19 protein-coding genes and 1 riboswitch are annotated in these 25,213 nt (G+C 55.7%); of the genes, 10 read left to right on the plus strand and 9 right to left on the minus strand.

From position 1 onward, the window contains the following. Positions 1-104 precede the first annotated feature (104 nt). Complete coding sequence (argP, locus tag RHM61_RS01620) at positions 105-1,055, plus strand: HTH-type transcriptional regulator ArgP (RefSeq protein WP_322249397.1); 951 nt, start codon at positions 105-107, stop codon at positions 1,053-1,055. On the opposite strand, the gene RHM61_RS01625 is transcribed toward argP, so the two are convergent. Together RHM61_RS01625 and RHM61_RS01630 are read right to left on the minus strand one after the other, a co-directional pair. Next, the gene (locus RHM61_RS01625; RefSeq protein ID WP_322249398.1) at positions 1,027-2,310 is read right to left on the minus strand and encodes a diguanylate cyclase; all 1,284 of its coding nucleotides are present in this window, start codon (positions 2,308-2,310) and stop codon (positions 1,027-1,029) included. The two genes, argP and RHM61_RS01625, sit on opposite strands and share 29 nt — an antisense overlap. After that, positions 2,307-3,479, minus strand: coding sequence for an ABC transporter substrate-binding protein (locus tag RHM61_RS01630; protein ID WP_322249399.1), 1,173 nt, complete (start codon positions 3,477-3,479; stop codon positions 2,307-2,309). The genes RHM61_RS01625 and RHM61_RS01630 overlap by 4 nt, the downstream gene beginning before the upstream one ends. 411 nt (positions 3,480-3,890) lie before the next feature. Between RHM61_RS01630 and groES the strand changes: the two genes are divergently transcribed. The 3 genes from groES (at position 3,891) to RHM61_RS01645 (ending at position 8,597) form a co-directional block, all read left to right on the plus strand. Continuing rightward, positions 3,891-4,181 carry a co-chaperone GroES gene (gene groES / locus RHM61_RS01635; protein WP_322249400.1) on the plus strand — a complete coding sequence of 97 codons (291 nt, stop codon included), beginning with the start codon at positions 3,891-3,893 and terminating at the stop codon, positions 4,179-4,181. A gap of 49 nt (positions 4,182-4,230) precedes the next feature. After that, positions 4,231-5,880, plus strand: coding sequence for a chaperonin GroEL (gene groL, locus RHM61_RS01640; RefSeq protein ID WP_322249401.1), 1,650 nt, complete (start codon positions 4,231-4,233; stop codon positions 5,878-5,880). 722 nt (positions 5,881-6,602) lie between these two features. Continuing rightward, on the plus strand, positions 6,603-8,597 hold the full coding sequence (locus tag RHM61_RS01645; protein ID WP_322249402.1) for an OPT family oligopeptide transporter: 1,995 nt from the start codon (positions 6,603-6,605) through the stop codon (positions 8,595-8,597). 56 nt (positions 8,598-8,653) lie between these two features. Here the strand turns inward: RHM61_RS01645 and RHM61_RS01650 are convergent, their stop codons facing one another. Beyond that, positions 8,654-9,331 carry a tRNA-uridine aminocarboxypropyltransferase gene (locus tag RHM61_RS01650; RefSeq protein WP_322249403.1) on the minus strand — a complete coding sequence of 226 codons (678 nt, stop codon included), beginning with the start codon at positions 9,329-9,331 and terminating at the stop codon, positions 8,654-8,656. A gap of 32 nt (positions 9,332-9,363) precedes the next feature. Here RHM61_RS01650 and RHM61_RS01655 point away from each other — a divergent pair, with 32 nt between their 5' ends. Continuing rightward, the gene (locus tag RHM61_RS01655; protein ID WP_322249404.1) at positions 9,364-10,626 is read left to right on the plus strand and encodes a hypothetical protein; all 1,263 of its coding nucleotides are present in this window, start codon (positions 9,364-9,366) and stop codon (positions 10,624-10,626) included. Here RHM61_RS01655 and RHM61_RS01660 read toward each other — a convergent pair. Together RHM61_RS01660 and RHM61_RS01665 are read right to left on the minus strand one after the other, a co-directional pair. Further along, complete coding sequence (locus RHM61_RS01660; protein WP_322249405.1) at positions 10,618-11,520, minus strand: TIGR01777 family oxidoreductase; 903 nt, start codon at positions 11,518-11,520, stop codon at positions 10,618-10,620. The two genes, RHM61_RS01655 and RHM61_RS01660, sit on opposite strands and share 9 nt — an antisense overlap. A gap of 67 nt (positions 11,521-11,587) precedes the next feature. Next, positions 11,588-13,357 carry a TonB family protein gene (locus tag RHM61_RS01665; protein ID WP_322249406.1) on the minus strand — a complete coding sequence of 590 codons (1,770 nt, stop codon included), beginning with the start codon at positions 13,355-13,357 and terminating at the stop codon, positions 11,588-11,590. 212 nt (positions 13,358-13,569) lie between these two features. Here RHM61_RS01665 and RHM61_RS01670 point away from each other — a divergent pair, with 212 nt between their 5' ends. Continuing rightward, on the plus strand, positions 13,570-14,532 hold the full coding sequence (locus tag RHM61_RS01670; RefSeq protein WP_322249407.1) for a 4-hydroxyproline epimerase: 963 nt from the start codon (positions 13,570-13,572) through the stop codon (positions 14,530-14,532). Here the strand turns inward: RHM61_RS01670 and RHM61_RS01675 are convergent, their stop codons facing one another. Beyond that, positions 14,533-15,303 carry an AraC family transcriptional regulator gene (locus tag RHM61_RS01675; protein WP_322249408.1) on the minus strand — a complete coding sequence of 257 codons (771 nt, stop codon included), beginning with the start codon at positions 15,301-15,303 and terminating at the stop codon, positions 14,533-14,535. 201 nt (positions 15,304-15,504) lie between these two features. Between RHM61_RS01675 and RHM61_RS01680 the strand changes: the two genes are divergently transcribed. Then, positions 15,505-16,173 (plus strand): GntR family transcriptional regulator, encoded by a 669-nt coding sequence (locus RHM61_RS01680; RefSeq protein WP_322249409.1) that lies wholly within the window; start codon positions 15,505-15,507, stop codon positions 16,171-16,173. Positions 16,174-16,179: 6 nt separating this feature from the next. Here RHM61_RS01680 and ylqF read toward each other — a convergent pair whose 3' ends face one another. From ylqF to RHM61_RS01695, 3 genes are all read right to left on the minus strand, one after another. Then, positions 16,180-17,115 carry a ribosome biogenesis GTPase YlqF gene (ylqF, locus tag RHM61_RS01685; RefSeq protein ID WP_322249410.1) on the minus strand — a complete coding sequence of 312 codons (936 nt, stop codon included), beginning with the start codon at positions 17,113-17,115 and terminating at the stop codon, positions 16,180-16,182. 162 nt (positions 17,116-17,277) lie between these two features. Further along, positions 17,278-19,899: a S53 family peptidase gene (locus tag RHM61_RS01690; protein ID WP_322249411.1), complete on the minus strand. Its 2,622-nt coding sequence runs from the start codon at positions 19,897-19,899 to the stop codon at positions 17,278-17,280. A gap of 54 nt (positions 19,900-19,953) precedes the next feature. Then, a riboswitch (cyclic di-GMP riboswitch) is annotated at positions 19,954-20,040 on the minus strand. 136 nt (positions 20,041-20,176) lie between these two features. After that, positions 20,177-21,115, minus strand: coding sequence for a histone deacetylase family protein (locus RHM61_RS01695; RefSeq protein ID WP_322249412.1), 939 nt, complete (start codon positions 21,113-21,115; stop codon positions 20,177-20,179). Between the two features lie 191 nt (positions 21,116-21,306). Here RHM61_RS01695 and RHM61_RS01700 point away from each other — a divergent pair, with 191 nt between their 5' ends. Genes RHM61_RS01700 through RHM61_RS01710 form a run of 3 tightly spaced genes read left to right on the plus strand, consistent with a single transcriptional unit; the run spans position 21,307 to position 25,208 of the window. Then, positions 21,307-22,227 carry an AAA family ATPase gene (locus tag RHM61_RS01700; protein WP_322249413.1) on the plus strand — a complete coding sequence of 307 codons (921 nt, stop codon included), beginning with the start codon at positions 21,307-21,309 and terminating at the stop codon, positions 22,225-22,227. Between the two features lie 12 nt (positions 22,228-22,239). After that, positions 22,240-23,211 (plus strand): DUF58 domain-containing protein, encoded by a 972-nt coding sequence (locus RHM61_RS01705; RefSeq protein ID WP_322249414.1) that lies wholly within the window; start codon positions 22,240-22,242, stop codon positions 23,209-23,211. A 2-nt stretch (positions 23,212-23,213) separates the two neighbouring features. Continuing rightward, the gene (locus RHM61_RS01710) at positions 23,214-25,208 is read left to right on the plus strand and encodes a DUF3488 and transglutaminase-like domain-containing protein (protein ID WP_322249415.1); all 1,995 of its coding nucleotides are present in this window, start codon (positions 23,214-23,216) and stop codon (positions 25,206-25,208) included. Positions 25,209-25,213 lie beyond the last annotated feature (5 nt).

Below are 25,213 nucleotides of genomic sequence, written 5' to 3' on the forward strand. Positions count from 1 at the left end.
ATAAAAAAACTTTCTGGTGAGAATGGAAGACAGATTGTGCTTTTTAAAAGTGAGAAGTTAAAGTAAATTTAAAATATTTCCGATTTCATTAAAATTTCTTAATCATGACTTTCCTCAGCCAAACCGCCTTTCACCTCGACAGCAAGCAAGCGCAAGCCTTTCTCAGTGTGATCGACAGCGGCAGTTTTGAAGCGGCGGCACAAGCTTTGCACCTGACCAGTTCGGCCGTGTCGCAAAGGCTGAAGGCCTTGGAAAGCGCTCTTGGGGTCACGCTGATGACGCGCAGCCGTCCTTGCCGGGCGACGCCGGCCGGGCAAAAGCTCTTGCAGCATTTGCGACGAGTCAAAGAAATGGAGCAGGATTTGCACTCCGAATATGCAGGAGAGCGACATTCTGCGCTGCGCGTAAGCTTGGGTGTGAATGCCGATAGCGTTGGTAGCTGGATGTTACCGGGGCTGGCAGATTTTTTGATCGCGGAAAATATTTTGCTCGAACTGATCATCGATGATCAAGACCATACCCATGCCCTGCTGGAACAAGGCTTGGTGCTCGGTTGCATTTCTGCCGAAGCCGACAGCATGCGTGGTTGCCATACTATGGCTCTGGGCATCATGCGTTATCACGCTGTAGCCAGCAAAGCTTACTGTGCGCGTTGGTTTCCGATGGGGATGACGCGCAGCAGTGCGGCGCTGGCACCTGTACTCTGTTTCAACCGCAAAGACAGCTTGCAAAGCACTTTTTTGCAAAGCCATTTCGGCCTGCCGAGCGCCAGCTACCCCAGTCATTTCATTCCCGCGACAGGTGCTTATAATCAATCGATTGTGCTCGGACTGGGCTGGGGTTTGATACCCGAAGTCATGCTGACTGGACCGGACATGGCAGAGTTGGTAAGGCTGATGCCGCACAGCAGCGTCGATATAGCCTTGTATTGGCACCAGTGGAAGGTGCAGACACCGCGCCTGCAGCGCCTGTCAGCCAAGTTGCTTGGTGCCGCCCAAGCGGTCTTACACCCAGTTGCAGCGCCGCTCAGGACGCGCGGTCGCGAATCTCTCTGAGTGTGACGCGGCCATCCGCGGCTTGCACCCGATTGCGACCATGATTCTTGGCCACATATAGGGCTTGGTCGGCGCGCTGCATGAAATTTTCCAGTGTATCGATGGGTTTTTTTTGTGCCACACCGAAGCTGGCGGTAATCTGCAGCATCGTGCCGTCTGCCAGCGGCACGACCAAGGCCTGTTCAACCGCGGCACGCATGCGCTCGGCCACCTCGACGGCGGCGATCAAGCTGGTTTCCGGCAACACAACGACGAATTCTTCCCCGCCATAACGGACTACCCAATCTGAGTCAGAGCGCAAATTATCTTTGATGCAGTTGGCAAAAGAAACCAAGACTTTGTCTCCAACCGCATGGCCATAGCTATCGTTGACGCGTTTGAAAAAATCGATATCACAAAACAGCACTGACAGTTCGCGCACATAGCGCGTCGCACGCTGCATTTCGGTCGGCATACGCTGATTGAACAGCAAGCGGTTGTAACAAGCGGTCAAGCCATCGGTAATCGACAATTTTTCCAACGTAGACATGGCGTTTTCGAGTTGCTCGGTGCGTTGCAACACCAACTGATCTTGCTGCGAAATATGTTTTTGTATGCTCTCTTGCATGGTTCGGAAACCATCGATGACAAGATCAATTTCATTGTAGGCATGGCCGGGCGGCAAATCCAAAGCCAGCGGCGTGGAAATTTGATTGGCTTGTAAATTTTTAACGAAATCGGCCAGTTGCCGCATCGGTCTTTGCAAATCCTGCCGCAATACCGCGACCAAGGCGATCAGGATGAAGATGGCCAGTACCAGCACTTCAATGAATACGACGATGAAATTGCGCAGCAATTCTTCGCGCAAGCGGCTGCGGTCTATCACCAGCTCCAGCACGCCCAAGGCTGCGGTGCCCTCGGTTTGCGCGGGTATGTCAAATTGCAATATTTGCCCGTTGCTGCGCAATTCACGACGCCCACCTTCGAATTGCTGACCGGTAGAGGCACGAATATGTGCGTAAATGATAGGGCTGTTTTTCACCAGCAAGCCGATTTGCTTTTGTATCGCCTGCGGTTCAATATCCCAGATCGCCAATGACAATAAGGGCAGGTGCGTTTGCACGACATCATTGATGGTCATGTCAAAATTCTTTTCAATCGCCCGGTAATTGAGCCAAGCCTGCAGGCTGCTGAAAGCGATGATGGCCAGCATGACCCATTTGAACACACGTCGTATCAATAAGCCGGCTATTGGTTGCAAGGGGGTAATGCTCATTTACGCTCCTTGCCAGCAGACAACAAAGCACGAAAATTGAATGTGTAATCGGTGCTGGCCGGATGCAAGACTCGGCTGAATTTTCGGAAATCCACTCGATCAAAATCAAGGTCGCCAAACAATTGCTTGAAGCGCCGCGCATCGTCGCGACTGAATAAGATCGACATCGAGCGCTCCTGCTCCAAGCCTTCCTGACTGAAATCTTTGCCATTGTGGTAATCGTAAAGCATCACCAAAGCAAATGCGCCGGCGATGAAGTGACCGCCAGCCAAAGCGCTGATGCTGCCACTTTGCAACGCCGTCAAGGCTTCGTCGGAGGTGTTAATGGCGCTGAAGTGGGCATCGACGCCAGGCTTGCCTCCACGCAAACGCCAACTGTTCATCGCCCCGAAGGCCATCAAATCATTGCCAGACCAAATCAAACGCGCTTGCGGATAGCGCTGATACAACCACTGACTTTGCTCTTCAGCTTTGGCGCGCGCCCACTCACCATAGATTTCTTGATCGATCACCACATTTCCGGCTTCGACCACGGCACGACGCATGCCTTCATTGCGTTTGAGCGAAGTGGTAGTCGAGCGGTCACCGGCGATGACTAACAGGTGCAAGCGCCCTTCTGGGTCTTGCCAGTGCTCGGCATTACCACGGGCAATCAAGGCGCGCGCCGTCAGATAACCACTCTCGGCCGTCAGCGGTTCCAAACTGCCTAACCAGCCCGGATACTTAGTACGCGGCAAGCCGATGCGCTGCCGTTCTTGCGGATCGCGAATGCCGCTGAAAGCAAGAAAGGTTTTAATGCCGGCACCGTCGAGAATGCGGATGGCTTCTGCCGCAACGCCATAATCATTCGACAAAATGACATATTCGGGTCGCTGCAGCGGCGTGCGGGCGGCCAATTGCCGCGCCAATTGCACCACTTGTAAATGGTCGCGCTGCGCATACAAGACTTCCAGCCGAATTCCCAGGCTATGGGCGGCAGCGCTCATGCTGTGCGAGGCAGTCAGCCAAAAAATTTCATCAGACTTGCCAGGATTGATAAACGCCACTGTCATCGCTGAGACACAGGCTGGCATTGCCAAGAGCAGGCAAAGTACCAACTGATGCAACAAACGATACCCACCCATCACGACCTCCACTACGCCAGTACGCGCTACGTTGCGACTGAGCATTACTATTTAAAAATACGCACACGCTCATTTTGTACGTTTTCACAAGGAAATGTAGCTTCGTGACAAAAAATCACAAATTCAACGGGAAAATCGATCAAATAGATTAATTTTTTAATGTTTTTTCACTGTCCGATTGCGAAAAATGCTTGGTAAATTCCTTACTAGCCGTTAATAAGCGGCAGGTAGGCAGAGCAAAACCCTGCCGCTGCATTGAATAACGGATGTTTTCCTTAAGATTCTTCGCAGCATAACTCACTGTTTTTAAAAGAAAAATTGATTTAGTTGATTTTTGTTGCTTGAAATGCTTGCAGGTCGCCCATATAATTAGCACTCGACGGGAGAGAGTGCTAACAGCTTTTCCCCGGCTACTATTTCATTCCCTATTAATTACTCGCAAATTAAGGAGCTTGTATGAACCTTCGTCCCCTGTATGATCGTTTGATCGTCAAACGTCTGGATCAAGAAACAAAAACTGCATCCGGTATCGTTCTGCCTGACGCTGCTGCTGAAAAGCCAGATCAAGGTGAAGTATTGGCTGTTGGTACAGGCAAACAACTCGAAAACGGTACTTTGCGCGCCCTGGAAGTCAAAGTCGGCGATCGCGTATTGTTTGGTAAATATTCCGGTCAAGCTGTCAAAATTGACGGCAATGAAGTCTTGGTTATGCGCGAAGAAGACATCTTCGCCATCGTGCAGAAGTAATTCCGCACCCTTGTAACTGATCGTATTCCCTTATTTCGGAGAAAATAACATGGCAGCTAAGCAAGTAATATTTGGCGATGAAGCACGTGCAAAAATCGTCAATGGCGTCAATATCCTCGCCAATGCAGTAAAAGTCACTTTGGGCCCTAAAGGTCGCAACGTGGTGTTGGAACGCTCGTTCGGCGCGCCGACAGTGACTAAAGATGGTGTTTCTGTTGCTAAAGAAATCGAACTCAAATGCAAGCTCGAAAACATGGGCGCACAGTTGGTTAAAGAAGTTGCTTCGCGCACTTCCGACAACGCTGGTGACGGCACAACAACCGCAACTGTACTGGCACAAGCCATCGTTCGCGAAGGCTTCAAATACGTTGCCGCCGGTTTCAATCCAACCGATCTGAAACGCGGTATCGACAAAGCTGTCGTCGCCATCGTTGCTGAAGTTAAAGCACTGTCGCGTCCAACTACCACCAACAAAGAAATCGCTCAAGTCGGTTCGATCTCGGCCAATTCCGATCAAAACATCGGCGACATCATCGCCCGTGCGATGGACAAAGTCGGTAAAGAAGGCGTGATCACTGTTGAAGATGGCAAATCGCTCGACAATGAACTCGACATCGTTGAAGGTATGCAGTTCGACCGCGGCTACTTGTCGCCATACTTCATCAACAATCCGGAAAAACAATCAGTGATTCTGGAAAATCCTTTCGTCCTGCTGTTCGACAAAAAAATCTCGAACATCCGTGATCTGTTGCCAATCTTGGAACAAGTTGCTAAAGCCGGTCGTCCATTGCTGATCATCGCTGAAGATGTCGATGGCGAAGCCTTGGCTACTTTGGTAGTCAACAACATCCGCGGCATTTTGAAAACTGCTGCTGTCAAAGCACCTGGTTTCGGCGATCGCCGCAAAGCCATGCTCGAAGACATCGCTATCCTGACCGGTGGCCAAGTCATCGCTGAAGAAGTTGGCCTGACGCTGGAAAAAGCCACTTTGGCTGACCTCGGCCAAGCTAAACGCATCGAAATCGGTAAAGAAAACACCACGGTCATCGACGGTGCCGGTCAAGCTGTTGGTATCGAAGCCCGCGTTAAACAAATCCGCGCGCAAATCGAAGAAGCCAGTTCCGACTACGACCGCGAAAAATTGCAAGAACGCGTAGCCAAATTGGCTGGCGGCGTTGCAGTCATCAAAGTTGGTGCCGCAACTGAAGTTGAAATGAAAGAGAAAAAAGCACGCGTTGAAGATGCATTGCATGCAACACGCGCTGCCGTTGAAGAAGGTATTGTTCCTGGCGGCGGCGTTGCTCTGTTGCGCGCTCGTCAAGCAGCCGGCGTCATCAAAGGCGACAATCCTGATCAAGAAGCCGGTATCAAACTGGTATTGAAAGCGATCGAAGCGCCATTGCGCGAAATCGTTGCCAATGCCGGTGGCGAGCCTAGCGTCGTCGTCAATGCCATCATCAATGGCACAGGCAACTTCGGTTTCAATGCTGCCAATGATACATATGGCGACATGATAGAAATGGGTATTCTCGATCCAGCTAAAGTCACTCGTTCGGCATTGCAAAATGCCGCATCGGTTGCCGGTCTGATCCTGACTACCGATGCACTGGTTGCAGAATTGTCGGAAGACAAAGCAGCCGGCGGCATGGGTGATATGGGCGGCATGGGCGGCATGGGTGGTATGGGCGGCATGATGTAAGATTGCTTATCGGGCGTATTGCCTGATGCAAAAAAAACCTCTGCAAGTTTGCTTGCAGGGGTTTTTTTATTTCACCATGACGTGAGCACCGAATTTGGCTGACGTACGCTGAGGCTCGCCACAACGAGTTTCCCTAGCGGCGCAGACAACTAAATGGATCGTCGCAAGCGACGATGGAACAGACTTTGGAAGGGGTTTGTATTCACCCAGCTGCCCAATTCGTCATTGCCGCGCAGGCGGCTTTTATCTCAGGCGCAGCAGGACGTGTTCATCTCACAGAAAAAAAGTACACTTGATCGACCCTCCCACCCTGAAGGCACTAGCGTGCCACTCGATTCCTGCCTACGCAGGAATGACGAGGCATACGGTGTTTCAGGTGTAAAAAGCGTCCATTAGGCTTTTGCGACAGCCTCTGAAGGCCGGGGTTTCAAACCCTAGTCAGATTTTTGATCAACATGGCTAGGCAGCAGACATTTTTTATCGATTTCGCGCTTTATTTTTGAATGTATGCAAGGCTTTAAAACTTGGTTTCTCTGCCATTTTTCTGGAAAACCATTAAAAATTCGGAATTACCGCGAGACAACTTGACAGCACGCTGAGTGACTCGGATACTGCGCCATCTGAAAAAAAAGTTTCAGATTTAAAGGCGCAATAAAAAATTCAGAAAATAATCTGTCATTATTGCGTCAGTTTTAAGACTTATTAGCAATATTGGAGACAAAATGGCGCTGCAACAACTATCAGACGAGCAAATCGCGAGCTGGACCCGCTCCCAAAAGGATGCTTGGTGGTTCAGCCATATCTATCGCGGCGACATGGCGCAATTGACCTTGCGTTCCGCCTTCACCGGTTTCTTTCTCGGCGGCATTCTGGCTGCCACGGCACTGTATATCGGTGCCAAAACCGGGGTCGGCATCGGCGTCGGTCTGACTTCGGTCATTCTGGCTTTCGCGCTCTTCAAGGCGCTCAATAAAGCCGGCATCGCGACCGATTTCACTGTACTCGAAAATAATTGTACGCAATCGATCGCCACGGCGGCCGGTTATATGATTTCGCCGCTGATTGCCAGCTTGAGCGCCTTCATGCTGGTGAGCGGTAAAATCATTCCTTGGTGGCAAATGATGATCTGGATGGTGGTGGTCGCCATACTCGGCGTCTTGATTGCCTTTCCAATGAAACGCCGCTTCATCAATGAAGACCAGTTGCCGTTTCCGGAAGGCCGCGCCTGCGGCGTCGTGCTCGACTCACTCTACACCGGCGACGCGGCAGCCGGCATGTACAAAGCGCGTCTGCTGGGCCTGACGGCACTGGTATCGGGCGGCTACCAAATGATCACCAGTGATGGTTGGATGAAATTGATTCAGTTTAAAGTTTTGCAAATGCAGAGCTGGACCGGCATGACCCAAGCCTTCAGCGTGCGTGAGCGACTCGACGACTACTACTACACGGCCGCAATCAAATACGATTTGTGGATCCCGAAAATTGCCGGCGTCGATATCCGTACACTGGGATTGCGCTTCACCATCGATGCCGCCATGCTTGGTGTCGGCGGACTGATGGGCATACGCGTGGCTAGCAGCGTGCTGCTGGGCGGCTTCCTCAACTTTGCCTTGCTGGCACCATGGATGATTAACCGTGGCGACATCGCTCCACGCTTAGCACAAGACGGTCACCTGCTGGCACTCAACCGCGCCGAAATCGTTAATCAATGGTCACTCTGGTGGGGCGTGGCGATGATGGTGGTCGGTTCCCTGGTCGGCTTGTTGGCAAAACCGGAAATTTTTACCAATGCCTTTAAAAGCCTGCGCAAAAAATCCGGCACTGCGCCGGCCCAGCCGCTGGCTAACGATGTCTTACGCGATATCGAATTGCCGCTGTGGGTTTCGTATGTCGGCGTGCCGATTTTCAGTGTCATCGGTGCGGCCGCCACACATGAATTTTTCGGCGTACCTTGGTTGCTGTCTTTCATTTCCTTGCCACTGATTTTCATCCTCACCGTCATCGGCGTCAACTCTATGGCCCTGACTTCTTGGGTGCCGACCGGTGCTTTGTCAAAAATCACCCAGTTTTCCATCGGTGCCATCGACCATGCCAATCCGGCTAATAATCTGATTCCGGCCGGGATGACGGCGGAAGTGGCGCTCAATGCCGCCAATCTGCTGTCTGACATCAAACCAGGCTACATGCTCGGTGCCAAACCGCGCCAGCAAGCGATCGGCCATGTGATCGGCATTATTTCCGGCGCGCTGGCCTGTATTCCCTTGTTTTATTTGTTGTTCCTGCCACCGGACAGCAATGGTGTACGCAGTACTGCCACCATTGTCAGCGATCAATTTGCCTTCCCCGCCGCCGTGCAATGGAAGGGCGTGGCCGATTTGATCGCTCATGGCATCCACAGCTTGCCGGTTTCGGCCCTGATCGCGATGACGGTCGCGGCAATCTGTGCCGTCGCCATCGAACTGGCGCGGATTTCCACCAAAGGGCGCTTCCCTTTGTCGGCCGTCTCTATCGGTTTGGGTGTAGTGTTGCCACCTGACGCCAGTCTGGCGATGTGGCTCGGTGCCTTGGTATTCTGGTGGATGGGCCGCCGCCACCGAGAAACCAATAGCAGTGGCTATCGCTTCTGGGTGGAAGGTTGTGAGCCTATTTGTGCCGGTTTGATTTCGGGCGCGGCCCTGATCGGCATCGGTAATGCCATTATTAACGTCTTAATCTGAAACAACAACCGACCCTGACCAGACTCCATTGGGCCCCGCGCAAGCGGGGCTTTTTTTTATTGCTGGCGATAGGCGGCGGTGCGCGCACTGTGTAGCGCGACGAAGGCGTCGAAGGCAGCCAGCAAGGGCAGATAGCGCGCCTCATTCTGTTCGAGCTGCATGAGTGCATACGCACAAGCTTCCAGACTGGCCAGTTGATCGGGCTTGTGGGCTTTGCGTATGCGGTAATGCGACGGCGGCATCGCCGCCAAGGAAACGCGTGGCAAGGCTTGCAGCAAGGGGTTCAGGTATAGCATTTTGCGGCTCTTGCGCCAGGTTGCATCGAGCAGCACCAGACGCAGTTGCCGCGGCTGGTCTGGCAAGGAGGCTGGAACGACAACTGGCGCTGCCGTGCCACGTAAGGCCGGCGCTTGGTTGTCGGCCGTATCGGGGTAGAGCAACACCGGCTGAGACTGGCCCGGGTACTCTGCCGAGGTGCCATACAACGCACGCTGTAAGCTGGCTTCATCAAATTGTTCCCCCACCCAAATCTGCGAGCGCTGCAGGCATAAATCGAGCAGGCCGGCACTACCCTTGGCTTGCTTGACTTCGAGCGGATGTTGCAGGATCAATACTTCGCAACAGTTGGCAATCGGCCGGCTACAGGCACAAATACAGGTGTCGGCAGGACGCTGACAACGCGGACAATGAAGGCGTTGATTTGCTGCATCATCATTTGCTACATCGGATATCATAGGTTCAAGCCTTCTTCTACAAATTCAAATTCATGAAACTTTCTTCCTTACTCAGTTATAGCTTGCTCCTGCTACCGGCCGCCTGCGGTGGTGGTGGTGGCAGTGCCGCACTGGCCAGCGGCACTACGCCGGTGACCGTGCCGGTCACACCACCAATCACGGTACCGGTCACCCCACCAGTAACACCGCCAGTCACGCCACCAGTGACCCCGCCGGTAGTCAGCACGCCACCGCCGCCCTTGACGCTGGCGCAAAAAGCCGCCGCCCTGAGCGCGCAGCTCGGCCTCGGCAAGCACCTCTTGCTCGGCTTGGGCTCGACCAGTGTGGCTGATATCAATAAACAAAACCTGCACATAGAAATCTATGATCAGTATCTCAACGGCGTCGGCAGCACGGCGTGGCCGACTTGGAATAGCCCAAGCGGTGCCTATGTGCAACTCGTGGCGGCGAATGCCGCCAGTCTCGGTGCCGTGCCTATGTTCACGCTCTACCAAATGGCCAGCAATGGCGATGGCAATCTGAGTGGTCTCAGTGATCCGATATTCATGACGGCCTATTGGGCTAATGTGAGCCTATTATTCCAGCAAATCAAAATTGTTGGCAAACCAGTGCTGGTCAATTTTGAGCCGGATTTCTGGGGCTATGCGCAGCGTTTGTCGAGCAATGCCGATCCCAGCACCGTCGCGGCCGTGGTCAGCAGCAATCCCGATTGCAGCACGCTGTCGAACGATGTCAAAGGTGTCGCCCAATGTTTGCTGCAAACTGCACGCAAGTATGCACCACTTGCCTACGTCGGCTTCCCGACTTCCTTGTTTCCCGACTTGGCCGGCACGGCCTTGGGATTCATGCAAAAACTCGGTGCCGACAAGGCCGATTTCATCGTCATGGAAACACTGGACCGCGATGCCGGTTGCTTTGAAAAAAGCGTTCAAGCAAGCTACTGCCAACGCAGCAGCAGCACGCCGTGGTATTGGGATGAAAATAATCTGAGCACGCCGAATTTCAGCCAACATCTGAGCCTGGCACAAACATATCACCAAGGTTTGCAATTACCTTTGCTATGGTGGCAAACGCCACTCGGCGCACCATCGGTGCAGCCCGGTGGCGTGGCCAATGCTTGGCGCGACAACCGCGCCCATTATTTCCTCACCCATGCAACTGACTTGGTTGCCGTCGGCGGCTTTGGGGCTGTGTTCAGTGCCGGTGAGTCGCATCAAACCACCATCAATAGCGATGGGGGACAGTTCAAAACCCTGAGCAGCCAGTATTACGCTGCCCCGGCAGCCCTACCGTGACGCATAAAGATCGGCCAGCGCATCGGCCAAGCGCGTAAACCGAAAGCGGTAGCCAAGCGCGCTGATCTTGGCCGGCAGCACACGCTGTCCGCCCAGCAGCAAACTCGACATTTCCCCCATGGCAAGTCGCAATACGAAAGCGGGAATCAGCCACGGTGCCGGCCGGTGCAGCGCGTGCGCGAGCGCGGCGGTGAACTGGCGGTTCGATACAGGTTCCGGTGCCACCATATTGAAACACCCGGCGGCCTCGGTTTGCGTCAGCAAAAACCGCAGCATGTCGACGTAATCGGCCACATGAACCCAGCTCATCCACTGACTGCCCTGACCGAGGCGCGCGCCGAGTCCGAGCTGGAACGGCAGGTGCATTTTCTTGAGCATGCCGCCGCTTGCATCGAGCACTAAGCCAGTACGTAAGATGCAGGTGCGGATGCCCAGCGCGGCCGCCTGATTTGCTGCGGCTTCCCAATCAACACATAATTGCGCACTGAAATCGCCGCCGGCAGCGGCTTGCTCGCTCAGCGGGGTGGCACCGCTGTCACCATAAAAGCCGACCGCCGACCCACTGAGAAACACCTGGGGGCGTCGCTGTGCGGCATGGACTTTCTGTAATAATAATTCGGTCAGGGCGATTCGGCTAGTGCGCAGAATTTGCTGGCGTGCCGGACTCCAGCGCGCATCGGCGATCGCTTCGCCAGCTAAGTTGATGATGGCATCGAACACCATCTCACTGTGGTATTCATTGAGATCAGCCATGCTGTGCACGGCCGCACCACAGATGCTGGCGACCGTTTGCGGACGGCGGCTCAGTACCGTCAGTTGATGGCCGTCAGCCAACAAGGCTGCACATAAACGACGGCCTATCATGCCGGTACCGCCAGTGATCAAAATGTGCATGGCGAGTTTTCCACTGAAGTTGAAAACACATAGTGTAACTGTTTGCGCCCAAGGTCACCGAAGTGCTTCATCGCAGTTCGTCGAGAATTTTCAATTGCTCGTCAAAACTCCAAATGCGCCGAATTTCAATGACATCGTATTGATCGGCAATCGCCGCTGGAAACACGGCATAACGGGCATTGAGGCGCACGATGTTGTTGATTGCCGCATCAAGATCGACGCGGCCAGTCGAGCGTAAAATCCTGATCTCCGTCACGCTGCCATCGCTGCGCAAGCCGATACTGACCAAGGCATCACCGCGCGCACGCTGCGCCGAGAGTTGGGAATAGTTGAGATTGCCATTGCGCTCAATTTTCTGCTTCCAGCTCTCTGCGTACATGCGCAACTGGATATCCTTTTCGCGGCTGCCCTGATCGCTATAGCGTCGTGGCACGAGAACGCTATCGCGTCGTGGCAAGGGCGGAACGGCGCGTAAATAATCGAGTCCGCGCTGCCTTGAGCGATTCGCCAAGTCGCTGCTCAAGTCTCCCTGCCCCACGGCGTCACTGACGGCGCTGCGCTTGCCTAACTTGCCGTCGATGGTGCCGGAAAGCGCATCGCCGGGTTCGGCTTGGTTTCGTGCGACCAGCGCTGCGGCGGCTTGGGCGGCTTGGGTATCTTTCGCAGCTTGGGCGGCTTGGGCGGCTTGGGCGGCTTGGGCGGCTTGGGCGGCTTGGGCAGCTTGGGCATCTTTCTCAGCTTGGGCTGCTTGCACCTCCTGTTGAGCTCGAGCCAGCAACTCCTGCTCCTGCTGGCGGCGCTCGATAGCCGCAGCATGCTGCTTACGCAGTTGTTCGCGCTGCTGCACTTCTTCCTGCAATTGCTGTTCGAGTGCAGGGTCCGGCAGTGTCTGTTGCCGACGCTGTTGCGTGAGTTGCGTCAAACTGGCGGCGGCGGCCGCCAGACGCTCTTGCGTGGCGGCCGACTCGCGTTCTTGCTGCCTCGCCGCCTCATGAGCTTGCTGCAGACGTATTGCGGCTTCGGCCTCCTGCTTCGTCTCGCTCGATAATTGCTGCAGCAAGTTCTGACGAGCAGGTAGATCGGCCTTGTGTTCGCTCAAATCCGGTGCAGCGATTGCCTTACGCCGAGTCGATTTCGCACGCGACGGTTCCGGTTCGGCCACGGGCACAGGTTCTGGCAAGCTTGCAGTCGGGATTTCAAGCGCCGGCACAACTGCAGGAGTAACAGCGGGAACAAGCAACGCTGCAACAACCGCTGGGCTGGCAACTGAGGGCGTATCAACAGCAAGGCTCGCACTGGCCGCTTCAGGCACAGCAACCGGCAAGCTCGCAGCGCTAAGCCGCGTATCGCTACGCGCAGGATCTTCTGGGGCGCGCACGGCCACTACAAAATTCTCATCGCGATGGACATCCTGAGTAATCAGGTCGGGTAAATTCGCTAGCGGCAAAGCTGGTGGCGGTGGTGGTGGCGGCGGCAGCAAGCTTGCAGCACGATGCCGCCGTGATTTTTTCACTTTTTTCACAGGTGGCGGAACCGGACGAGCGGCCAAAATTTGCATGCCAGTAATTACGGCCGGGGGCGGCAGTGCAGTCGGCAAGCTACTGGAGGGCCTTAATTGCTCGAGCTCGGCAGTTGGCATCAAGTTCAACACCAAGGGTGCCGGCGTCTCGACGGCCGCCAGCACGGTCGTATTCTTGAGGCGCGCTGCACTTGGGGCTGCAAATTGCAAAGACAATAAGATCCCATGCAAGAGCAAGGATAAACACAAGGCGACGGCCAGACGCCTTCTGATAGGCTCAGAAAATGTGGTATCGGGTTTATTGACAAATACATTCATTCGTTACGACATCTTCCACAAAATTTTTTTGCAGATCGCCAAGCGATGCGACTACTTTACCATTGTACCGTTGCAAAAAACAACACAGCTTGTGCGTCGGGGCCAGCAAACCGAGCGACTGTGCCGATTTCGCCGCGCTGCGGCCCGGAATCGCTCAAGACATGCCATCGCGTCGGGCGCTATGATAACAAAACACGCGCTCAGGAGTAGCCATGCACAGCATACACGTCATCGATTCGCATACCGGCGGTGAACCGACCCGCGTCATCATCGCCGGCGGCCCGGCGCTCGGCGGCGGCAGCGTTGCCGAGCAATTACAGCTCATGCGAGCGGAATTCGACCATTATCGCCGCGCCAGCGTGTGCGAGCCGCGCGGTGCCGATGTCCTCGTCGGCGCACTGGTCTGCCCGGCGCAGGATGCCGAATGCGTCGCCGGTGTGATTTTTTTCAACAATGTCGGCTACTTGGGCATGTGCGGACACGGACTGATAGGCTTCATCACGACTCTGGCATATCAAGGAAAAATTGCTGTAGGGCGACACAAAATAGAAACTCCGGTCGGTATCGTCGCTGCCGAACTGCATGATGATCACAGTGTCAGCGTGCACAATGTACCGGCCTATCGCCATGCCCGCGCCGTCACGCTCGAAGTACCCGGCATCGGTACGGTCTGCGGCGACATCGCGTGGGGTGGCAACTGGTTTTTCCTCATTGGCGAGCACCAACAAAGCTTGCACTTATCCAATGCAGCCGCACTTGGCAGCTATGCGCGCGCGGTGCGCTTGGCACTGGAACAGCTTGGCATACAGGGTGCCAACGGCGCGCCTATCGACCATATCGAACTCTTCGCCGCTGCTGCCGACAGCCGCAACGACAGTCGAAATTTCGTGCTTTGCCCGGGCGGCGCCTATGATCGCTCGCCATGTGGCACTGGCACCAGCGCCAAGTTGGCCTGTCTGGCGGCAGATGGTGTACTCGCTCCGGGCCAGATATGGCGTCAGGAAAGTCTGATCGGCAGCGTGTTTTGCGCCTCGTACCGCAGCGTCCAGAATGCTGCAGGACAGCCGCAACACATCTTGCCGGTCGTGCGCGGTAGCGCCTTCATCACCGCCGAGGCGCAGCTCTTGCTCGACCCGCGCGATCCCTTCATCTGGGGTATCACCAGCACGGCCTGATTAAAGGCTCGCAATATGTACGCGGTAAGCGCTCGGAGTCATGCCGACGGTGGCTTTGAAGATGCGTGAAAACGCACTGTGATCCTGATAACCGCAAGTCAATGCGACCTCGGTGATACTGACGCCGGGGTCACTGAGTAAGCGTGCGGCGGCATCGAGTCGCAGTTTGAGCATCATCTGCCGTGGCGTGAGAGAGAAAATTTTTCGGAAGTGATGCTCGAGCCGCGCCACCGACAAGCCGCTCAAGGCCGCCAGCTCAGCCATCGATACGGCACGCGCATAATGCTCTTGTAGATACCGCAATGCCAGTGCGACAGCAGCAAACTGCGGATGCGGCCGATCCGGTGCCGCCAAATCGCGCGAAATACCGGTCATGCCGATAATGTTACGGCGCATATCATAGAGCGCAATCTTTTGCGTCAAACACCAACCTTGACGCCGATTTGTGTAAAGGTGTAACTCGAGTTGATCAAATAATTGCCGTTTCCCACTCAGCACCAAGGCATCCTGAGCGGCATAACTGGCCGCCAGCCCAGCCGGAAACAGCGCCTCGGCAGTTCGCCCGAGCACGGCCTGCTTGCTGCGCAAACCGCAGCGTTGTACCAAGGTCTGATTGACTACCACATAGCGACCGGCACAATCTTTGACAAAAAACACGATATCGCTCATGCGATCGAACAAGGCTTCGGCAAAAAACACATCAGCGACTTGGCGCGCTAATTGGGCACTGGCGGCAGCCGTCAATCGCACGGCATCGTCCTTGACAGGCATAGCAGGTATCCATCCTCAGCGACGCAAACAAGCTGGCAAGAAACTTGGCTGCGCCAGGTAAAATTGCTCAAAGACAAAAAATAAGGCGGCGATTTAGTAGAAAACAGCGCGTTAATTTGTCATTTACACTTTAAACAAAGTAATATTCAGAGTTAAGCGGGTATCATCAGTATTACTCTTTCGTTCAGCCAAGGTCCGTTCATGCTCAACCCTCCCTCCACGTCGCTCGCGCCGGTGCAAAAAAAACGCGCAGCAGACATCGCTTACGACGCCATCGAGAGCATGATCGTCACGATGGAATTAATACCCGGCGCCCCCATCATCGAAGCGGCGCTGATGGAAAAAACCGGACTCGGGCGTACCCCTCTGCGCGAAGCCCTGATGCGCATGTCTTCCAACGGCTTGATCACGCCGATGCCACGACGCGGCCTCATCGTCAGTCAGATCGAAGTCAAGGAACACCTTACCCTGCTCGAAACTCGGCGCGTGATCGAACGCTTGATCATCCAACGCGCGGCACAACATGTCAGCGCCGAACAGCGCAAGCAACTCGTCAGCTGTGCCGAACAAATGCTGATTGCGGCCAAACGGCATACGCTGGCTGAATACATGGCGGCCGATCAAGCCTTTGACCATATCGTGCACGATGCCTGCCTCAATCCGTCTGCCGTTGCGGCCGTCATACCCTTAATCATCAAAAGCCGTCGCTTTTGGTACGCCTACCAACATGAGGGCGATATTGAAGAATGCGCGCGCTGCCACTTGTTAATCGCCAAAGCGATTGCCAAGGGCAATGTGGAATTGGCCGGCAAATCGTCCGATGGTCTGCTCAATTATCTGGAGTCCTTCACGCGCTTGTCTATCCACTGAGGCGTTTCAGTCGGCCGGCTCGGTGTCGGCTTGCGGCATACTGCTGGTGATATCCTTACCCTGCCCTAACAAGAGCGGTGGCACATAGGTCGCCAGCAAATGTTGGCGGCTGGCAGGTGTTTCCAAGCTCACCCGTCCCAAGGCTCCGCTGCGATAATCGAGCAGTAAAGTGTGCGAGGCTTTTTCAAAATCCCATTCGCCGCCTTTGAGCTTGTAACCGCGTTTCTTCGCCACCCCTTCGACCACCGCCACGGCATCCATGCCGGCCAGGGTAAAGCCATAACGCGTGACCAAGGATTGCGGATAATGCTGCAGCAATTGCTCGGCCAAGAAAGTAGCGATCTCTTCTTCGATCAAGGCATTGATGCCGATCGCATGGCTGGCAGCGAGCATCAAACCATCGGTAGGATGGGCAATCTTGGGCCACAACATCCCCGGCGTATCGGTCAAAATCATATTACTGCCCAGATATAAACGCTGCTGCGTCTTGGTCACAGCCGGTTCATCGCCGACTTTGGCCACGCGCTTTTTGAGCAAGGCGTTCATCAAGGTCGACTTACCGACATTGGGAATCCCCATGATCATCATACGTAAAGGCTTGGTCGGCACGCCGCGATGCGGTGCCATTTTCAGCGCAAAGCCGGGCACCTTGGCAACATCGGCCGGCTTCTTGCAACTCATCGCCACTGCATACACATCTTTTTGGGCATTATAAAAATCGAGCCAAAGCTGGGTCGCGTGGGGATCAGCCAGATCGGCTTTATTGAGAATTTTCAGGCAAGGACGCTGCCGAAACAAACGCAGCGACTCCACCATAGGATTGCAACTGGCCTGAGGAATCCGCGCATCGAGTACTTCGATGACCAGATCGGTATTTTCCATGGTTTCCGCCGCCTTCTTGCGGGCGGCGTTCATGTGGCCGGGGAACCATTGTATAGACATGCCTGTTCTTCTTTTTTGCGAAATCAAAGCGATATTGTACGGAACTATGCCGCCATTGACCCAAAAGTTTACATTTCTCGTGCTCAAAGCCGGTAAAACCAGTGTGCAGACAACAAAACGCGCACCGAAAAACAGTGCGCGCCGGGCTAGCTCAGGCCCGTTTTACTTGGCAGTAATCGTAATCGGTACCAAGGCCTTGGCCGTGCGGCCGAGATTATCGGTTAGCGTGACGGTGAGCGTATAGTTGCCGGTGACCGGTGTTGCCCAACTAGCCGTGATCACGATTGCCCCGGACAGCGAGAACGACATCCCCAACGGTGCGCCGGCAATCGAAATCGAGGCTGAACTGGCACCGACATCGACGATGCTGATGGTACCGCTAAGTGCTTTACCCAGCACACCGGTCATGGCGGGAGCGGTAATCACCGGCCCGACCACGCCGGCTGCGGTGATACTGACCGTGTACACGCCCTGCCCGCTCAAACCGGTTTTGCTGTCTTTGGCAATCACTGTCACCGCATACGTGCCGGCCACTGGTACTGCCCAACTGACCGCACCGGCGCTACTGATCGTCATCCCGCTCGGGGCACCGCTCAAGCTGTAGCTGAGTGGATTACTAGCCGTCACGGATACATTGAAAGCCAAAGCCGTGCCGACTTTGCCGCTGATGGCCGCAGCATTCACCACCGGTGCAGGCTGCGCAGCAATTATCACGGTGTAGACCGCTTTGCCGCTTAAACCAGTTTTGGCATCGAGTGCCGTCACCGTCACCGCATAGGTTCCCAATACAGGGGTTGCCCATGTCACCACACCGGCCGTGCTGATCGTCATCCCACTCGGGGCGGCCGTCATGCTATACGTAACCGGATTGGCATTGACGACGCTGACAGTGAACGACAAGGCCGTACCGACTTTGCCGCTGATACTCGCAGCGCTGACGACCGGAGGCAGAGGCGCGGCAATCGTCACCGTGTAAATCCCTTTGCCGGACAGATTGGCTTTGGCATCGCTGGCGGTGACCGTGACCGTGTACGTGCCGGCCACCGGTACCGCCCAAGTGACGATCCCGCTGCTGTTAATCGCCATACCAGCCGGTGCGCCGCTCAAGCTGTAAGTAAGCGGATTGACCGAACTGGCCGAGACCGTGAATGACAAGGCCGTGCCGACTTGGCCGCTGATGCCGGCGTTGCCAACCACCGGCGCACTGACCGGAGCAGCGGCATTCAAGGCAGTCAGCAAGGCCGTGACATTCGGCGTACCGAGACCGGTAACCGGATCGTAACCGAGCTTGGCGGTGCAAGTCGCGCAAGTGCCGTCGCTGCCTTTGGTGATGTCAGCAAAGGCGCTGGCATAACTGCCGGGAACGCTGGCAATTTTGGTGTACAGCATGGCATGCGGACCGGCTAAGGCGGCTTGGGCAGTTTGTGCTCGTACAGCATTGGCGACGGCGACGATGCCGGCCCACTGCGGCGTCGACAAACTGGTGCCGCCGGCCGACAACCAGCTCACTGCCGTGCTGCCCGGACTGATGGTGGCCAAATATTGACCGGTATTCGGATCGGCATTGAATGAGACATCGGCCACCGTGCGATGGGCCGGCGAGCCCATGCCAGGTACGCTATTGTTTTGGTAAGCTGGGGTGACAGTATATGCACTCATGCCGCCGCCAGTACCAGACCACGCCGTTTCCGCACGCGCACCAGTTCCCGAATACGTCAAGGAAGTGCCGCTGACGGCAAGCACATTGCTCGATACCGCCGGCCAACTGACCGCTGCGCCACCGTCACCGGTGGCGGCGATGTAAGTCATCTTGGCAGCCGTAAACACGCTGTCAACCGAAGCCGTGTAACCGGCTTCGGCAGCACCGAAACTCATCGACACCACGCCGGGGCCCATGGCGTTGGCCAATTGCACGCCACCGATCAAACTGTTGAGCGAGGCATCGGGCGCTTCAATCAACACGATCCGTGCCAGCGGTGCGGTCGCGTGGGCCCATTGGACGTCGAGCGCGATTTCAGTGGCCCAACCGGAATTATAAGCCGGTGCCGTCGTGGTTAAGGTACCGGATGCGGTGTTGTAAGCGACGATCAATTCACAGGAAGTCAGCGATGCAGCGGCCAAGGGCACGGAACTGACAGTCTTGCTGGTGCACGCTGGCAAGCCGAATTTTTGGTTAAACGTGCTTAATTCCAGGGCCGCATTCGGATCATGCTGTGCGTCAACGATGTAAATCGTTTGGCCGGCACCGAATTGCGCCGCCTGGGCCGCCGTCAGGCCGGTAAAACTGGCAGGCAAAGCCGGCAAACCGTAGGCTGCGCGAATTTGTGCCGGCGTATAGGTCGACACCACCGTCGGTGTCGCACTGGGCGTAAGGGTTTGGCTGACGGCCGACTCTTGTATGGTTTGCTGGGCGGAATGCAAAGTGGCGGCAGTCAAGCCGCGCGCGGATAAATGCTGGAATTGCACCGGAACAGTTTGCTGGCGCGGCGCCATCAGGGCTGAAACACTGCCATTACCCTGATCAATATCGGCCGGCACATCGAGTAATACCGGCGCGACGTGAAAGCTCGGTTGCGCGCTTTGCGTCAACAGCGGAATGTCACCCAAGCTCACTTCCAAAGTCGTTGATGCTGTTGCCGTTGCCGCCGGCGCATCGGCCGCTGCGGTTTTGTTGTCAGTGCCGCTGCCGCTGCCACAGGCACTGAGCAAGCTCAGCAAGGCGGCGGCCAAAACAGTACGAGGAAAAACGACTGTCACTGCTGAGGGGGAAAATTTATGCATCATGTCAACGCTCCGTAAGGGTGCAGGACGGCATATGCGCAACGAGATCAGGTCTGCGTTGGCAACCCCGCTGCCGTAGCGCTGGTGCGCCTTAGGCCGGTGGCTTTGCGTCGCCGTTTTTCAACGGGTTTGCCCTGTAAATCTATTTCAAACAATCAATGATAATTGTAGGAAATTTCCCAAAAAAATTCCACAAAGAAACTGTTAAACACTGCAAAAACGTCGTCTAAACAACACAAATTAACGTTTGCCTGATCAAATTTAACGATCGCCGCAGCCCTTAATCGAGTTCGGCCAAAACTTTGATGTGCGCACTGACGCTACGCCCCAGCGCCGCCAAGTTATACCCACCTTCAAGGCAACTGACGATGCGCCCTTGCGCGGTTTCACGCGCGACTTGCATGATTTGTTGTGTCAACCAGATGTAATCTGCTTCGACCAAGCCAAGCTGCCCCATCTCATCGTCACGGTGCGCGTCGAAGCCGGCGGAAATGAACAACATTTCCGGCTTGAATGTACGCAGGGCTGGCAACCATTGCTGCAACACCAATTCACGAATCGTTTCGCCATAACTGTGCGCCGGCACCGGCACATTGAGCATGTTCGCGGCCGCCGACGTGGCGCCGCTGTAGGGGTAATACGGATGTTGAAAAAAACTGACCATCAACACCCGCTCATCGCCGGCGAAAATGTCTTCAGTGCCATTGCCATGATGAACATCAAAATCGACAATGGCGACCCGCTGCAAGCCACGTACTTCCAGTGCATGCTTTACAGCAACGGCAACGTTATTAAACATGCAAAAACCCATGGATTCACGCGAAGTGGCGTGATGACCAGGCGGACGAATCGCGCAAAAGGCATTTTCGATATTGCCATCAATCACGGCATCGGTGGCAGCCAACGCTGCCCCGGCGGCGCGCAGTGAGGCGCGCCAAGTAAAAGCATTGAGCGAGGTATCGGCATCGAGCGGAAAATGCGCGTAGTCCGAACCCTCGGCCGGGCAATTTTCACGGATACGGTAAATCGCATCGGCGCTGTGTACCCGCGCCAAGTCGCTTTCTTGCGCCAGCGGCGCGCTGCGATGGTCGAGCAAATCATGAATCCGGCTGGCGATGAGTTGATCTTCGATGGCCTGTAAACGGTCCGGCGATTCCGGGTGCCAAGCGCCCATTTCATGGCGCTTGCAATCGGCGTGGGTGTAGTACGCAGTAGTCATGTCTCAATATTGGCGCGAACAGACACGCTGCGGCGGCCGGCGGCCGTGGCAATGCTGCTCTGTGATTATCATGTTAGCAGTGTCCGCCTATTCCGACACTTTTGCAAATATGCATTATTGAGACGCGACAATTATTACGGACAGCAACATTTCCGTTTACACTGTGCAAAATTCGTCCAACAAGGAAGCCGATGTTTTCTCAAGTCCATGCTGTTGCTGCGCAAGTCAATCAAATCATCATCGGCAAGGAGTTAAGCATTCGCTTGGCCTTGGCCGGATTGTTGGCCGGCGGTCATTTGCTGATCGAAGATGTGCCCGGCGTCGGCAAGACCACACTGGCCCACGCTTTGGCGCGCTCGCTGGGTTTGCAATTCAATCGTGTGCAATTCACCAGCGATTTATTGCCGGCAGACATCACCGGCATTTCCATCTTCGAACGCGAAAAAAACCAATTCCAGTTTCATCCTGGCCCGATCTTCAGTCAAGTTTTGCTGGCCGATGAGATCAACCGCGCACCGCCGAAAACCCAATCGGCCTTGCTCGAGGCAATGGAAGAACATCAGGTTTCGGTAGAAGGACAGACCCGGCCCTTGCCGACACCATTTTTTGTCATCGCCACGCAAAATCCCTCCCACCAAGTCGGTACCTTTGCCTTACCGGAATCGCAACTCGACCGTTTCTTGATGTGCCTCTCGCTCGGTTACCCCGATGCCGCCGCCGAACGCGCACTGCTGCTTGGCGAAGACCGTCGCAGCTTGCTGGCCAACTTACCGGCAGTGATGAATCCGACACAATTTTTGCAAGCCCAGCAAGCCCTGAAACAGATCCACACCGCCGCCAGCTTGATCGATTATGTGCAAGCACTCGCACAAGCCAGCCGCCGTGGCGACGTGTTTGCCGAGGGCATGAGTCCACGCGCCAGCATTGCCTTATTGCAGGCGGGGCGCGCTTGGGCGGCCTTAGAAGGGCGTGACCATGTGCTGCCGGAAGATATACAAGCAGTCTTGATACCAGTCATAGCGCACCGTTTGCGCCCGCTGAAATCGGTACTCGGCAAACCCGGTGCCAGCCATGAATTGCTGACGCAATTAATGCACAGCGTGCCACTGTAGACAGGCGCTGTGATGCTGACCACTTTACGCCGGCGTCTGCGCGAGCTGATTTTTCTGGAACGCCAAGCGGAAAGCGGCGAAGTCTATCTCACGCAAAGACGGGTATTCACCTTGCCGAGTAAAGCAGGCTGGATGTTCGTGTTGCTGTTGCTGATCATGTTTCTTACCGCCACCAATTACAGCCTCAGTCTGGGCTTTGCACTGACCTTCCTTCTCGCTGGTGTCGCCATCCTCAATACCTTTTGGTGCTTCCGCAATCTGGCCTATTTGCATCTGCGCAGTGGCTCGGCGGCGGCCGTGTTTGTCGGCGACGAGTGCCATTACACGATTCATCTGATCAACCGCCGCGCCTACGCGCGCCACGCCATCTCGGTCGGTTTCAACACCGGCCGCAGCAGCGAACAAGTCTGTGACATCGCCGCACACGATACCACTACCGTGCAGCTCAGTTGTCCAGCCAATCAGCGCGGCTGGCAAGCGATCCCGCGCATCCGCCTGCAAACTTGGTTTCCACTCGGCTGGCTGCGCGCCTGGAGTACCTGGTTACCGGATAGTCAGGCGCTGGTCTACCCGCAACCGGAAGCCAATCCGCCCCCCTTGCCACAGACCGGCTACCGCGACGCTGGCGTGGCGGCGCAGGCCGAGCACGGCGAATTCGCCGGCGTGCGCGGGTATCAAGCTGGTGATGCGATGAAACACTTAGCGTGGAAACAAATCGCACGCCTCGACAGCGCCCCCGGTGCACCGCTGATCAGCAAACAATTTGCCGGTCTGGCCGGCGGCGAACTCACGCTCGATTTCGCCAAGCTGCCACGCCAACTCGATACCGAACTTAAACTCTCGCGCATGACCAGCTGGATCTTACAAGCTGAACAAGCCCAGCAAGCATATGCCTTTCGCCTCGGCGTGCATGCTTACTCCGCCGCCCTCGGAGCAGCGCACCGCGACGCCTGCCTGCGCGCCTTAGCCTTGCATGAAAGTTAAGCGTGCGTTTACTCAGCAAACTGCCGACTTGGTCGCGCGATAAAACCGAAACCCTGTTATTGCTGCTGGCCTGTAGTGTCGTGCTGCTACCCCATGCCTTGCATCTGAGCACCTGGGTCACGCTGAGTTGCCTGGCAATGTTGCTATGGCGCAGTTACTTGACGCTCAGCGGGCGGCGCTTGCCGCCGCCTTGGTTGCTGCTGCCAGTGGCGACAGCGTTGATGCTGGCAGTTTACCTGACGCAACACAGCCTGTTCGGGCGCGAAGTCGGGGTCACTATGCTGAGCTTACTATTGACTTGCAAGTTACTCGAAATGCATGCGAAACGTGATCTGTTCGTGGTCACCTCGCTGGCTTTTTTCTTATTGCTGAGCAATTACTTTTATCAGCAAAGCATCGCCATCGCCGTACTTTCTCTGCTGGCCCTCACCCTGCTGCTGTGCGCGCAAATGTCGTTTCACTACAGCGTGGCTTTGCCGCCTTTACGTCAGCGCTTGCAACTCGCGGCCACCTTAGTCGGGCTGGCGGTGCCGCTGTGTCTGTGCGCCTTTGTCTTGTTTCCACGAATTTCCGGGCCGCTCTGGAGCTTGCCCGGCGATGCACACGCAGGCAAGACCGGCTTGTCCTCCGCCATGGCACCGGGCGGCATCAGCGACTTGGCACAATCGGAAGAATTGGTGTTTCGCGTCAAATTTGACCGCGCAATTGCGAATAAATCGTGGTTGTACTGGCGCGCCATCGTCATGAGCGACTTCGATGGCCGTAGTTGGCATGCCAGCGCTACCAGCGCCATCGATGAGAGCGCAGTGGAAGATGCGCCGGCACTGCAAATCGGCCAAGACATTGTGCTCGAACCGCAAGGTCAAAGTTGGCTGTTCGCGCTCGATCTGCCGCTGACCGGCGCGCGCAATGGCACGCAAATACTGGGCAAGCGTAACCATCAAGATGAATTGCGTAGCAACACCGCCGTCACCGAACGTCTGCGCTATCAAGTGCGCTCGGCACCGAACGCGCAGCGCGCCGCAGCGCTCACCCGCAGCGAACGCGCCGATGCCACGGAATTACCGCCCAACTACAACCCACGCACACTCGCCTTAGCCGCCGAACTCGCGCGCACTTACCCAGCCCCGGCGACGCTGATTCAAGCCGTGTTAATGAAATTTCGCCAAGAAGCATTCAGCTACACCTTAGAGCCACCGCTGTTAGGACGCAACAGTGTCGACGATTTCCTGTTCGTTACGCGGGCCGGCTTCTGCGAACATTTTGCCAGCGCCTTCGTGGTCCTGATGCGCGCCGCCGACATTCCGGCACGGGTGGTCACCGGCTATCAAGGGGGCCGACGCAACGATGTCGATGGCTTTTACGAAATCCGTCAGTCCGACGCCCACGCCTGGGCCGAAGTCTGGCTTGATGGCACAGGTTGGACCCGCGTCGACCCAACTGCCGCCGTGGCACCGGAACGGGTAATGCAAAATTTAGCCCGTGCCCTACCGTCGCGCGGCTTGGCCGCCTTGGTTGGCAATGCTTGGAGCCGCAACTCCTGGGCGCAAAACCTGCGCATGCACTGGGATGCCATGAACCATGCTTGGAACCAACGCGTGCTGGCTTACAACCAGCAATCGCAGCTCGCGCTGCTGGCCTCGCTCGGCTGGAAAGAGGTAGACTGGGCCCAGCTTGCCCTGCTGTTTTTCGGCATTGCGGCCGGCCTGTTGGCCTTGCTTGCCCTACCTATCATGCGTAACAAAGCGCCCCTGTCGAAAACGAATGCAGTATACTTGGCATTCTGCCGACGCATGGCGAGTAAAAACTGTCCCAAGCATTTAGCCGAAGGGCCATCAGCGTACTTGCAACGCTTGGAACACAGCCTGCCGCCGCACGCGTATCTGCCGGCGCAGGCGTTTTTACGCTGCTATATCGCGCTCACCTACGGCAAACCGACGCTGACGGAAGCTATTTCCGTCAAACAATTGAAAACCTTGCTAGCGGCCTGCCGCTGATCTTT

It is taken from the genome of Undibacterium sp. CCC3.4 (assembly GCF_034347425.1).
GTDB lineage: Bacteria > Pseudomonadota > Gammaproteobacteria > Burkholderiales > Burkholderiaceae_D > Undibacterium.

Coding starts and splice junctions, on each gene's coding strand:
- RHM61_RS01705 (WP_322249414.1), top strand. CDS start 22,240: ATGCTGACCACTTTACGCCGGCGTCTGCGCGAGCTGATTTTTCTGGAA.
- groES (WP_322249400.1), top strand. CDS start 3,891: ATGAACCTTCGTCCCCTGTATGATCGTTTGATCGTCAAACGTCTGGAT.
- RHM61_RS01655 (WP_322249404.1), top strand. CDS start 9,364: ATGAAACTTTCTTCCTTACTCAGTTATAGCTTGCTCCTGCTACCGGCC.
- RHM61_RS01700 (WP_322249413.1), top strand. CDS start 21,307: ATGTTTTCTCAAGTCCATGCTGTTGCTGCGCAAGTCAATCAAATCATC.
- RHM61_RS01675 (WP_322249408.1), bottom strand. CDS start 15,303: ATGCCTGTCAAGGACGATGCCGTGCGATTGACGGCTGCCGCCAGTGCC.
- RHM61_RS01650 (WP_322249403.1), bottom strand. CDS start 9,331: ATGATATCCGATGTAGCAAATGATGATGCAGCAAATCAACGCCTTCAT.
- RHM61_RS01680 (WP_322249409.1), top strand. CDS start 15,505: ATGCTCAACCCTCCCTCCACGTCGCTCGCGCCGGTGCAAAAAAAACGC.
- RHM61_RS01645 (WP_322249402.1), top strand. CDS start 6,603: ATGGCGCTGCAACAACTATCAGACGAGCAAATCGCGAGCTGGACCCGC.
- argP (WP_322249397.1), top strand. CDS start 105: ATGACTTTCCTCAGCCAAACCGCCTTTCACCTCGACAGCAAGCAAGCG.
- RHM61_RS01670 (WP_322249407.1), top strand. CDS start 13,570: ATGCACAGCATACACGTCATCGATTCGCATACCGGCGGTGAACCGACC.
- ylqF (WP_322249410.1), bottom strand. CDS start 17,115: ATGTCTATACAATGGTTCCCCGGCCACATGAACGCCGCCCGCAAGAAG.
- RHM61_RS01695 (WP_322249412.1), bottom strand. CDS start 21,115: ATGACTACTGCGTACTACACCCACGCCGATTGCAAGCGCCATGAAATG.
- RHM61_RS01625 (WP_322249398.1), bottom strand. CDS start 2,310: ATGAGCATTACCCCCTTGCAACCAATAGCCGGCTTATTGATACGACGT.
- RHM61_RS01665 (WP_322249406.1), bottom strand. CDS start 13,357: ATGAATGTATTTGTCAATAAACCCGATACCACATTTTCTGAGCCTATC.
- RHM61_RS01630 (WP_322249399.1), bottom strand. CDS start 3,479: ATGCTCAGTCGCAACGTAGCGCGTACTGGCGTAGTGGAGGTCGTGATG.
- RHM61_RS01690 (WP_322249411.1), bottom strand. CDS start 19,899: ATGATGCATAAATTTTCCCCCTCAGCAGTGACAGTCGTTTTTCCTCGT.
- groL (WP_322249401.1), top strand. CDS start 4,231: ATGGCAGCTAAGCAAGTAATATTTGGCGATGAAGCACGTGCAAAAATC.
- RHM61_RS01660 (WP_322249405.1), bottom strand. CDS start 11,520: ATGCACATTTTGATCACTGGCGGTACCGGCATGATAGGCCGTCGTTTA.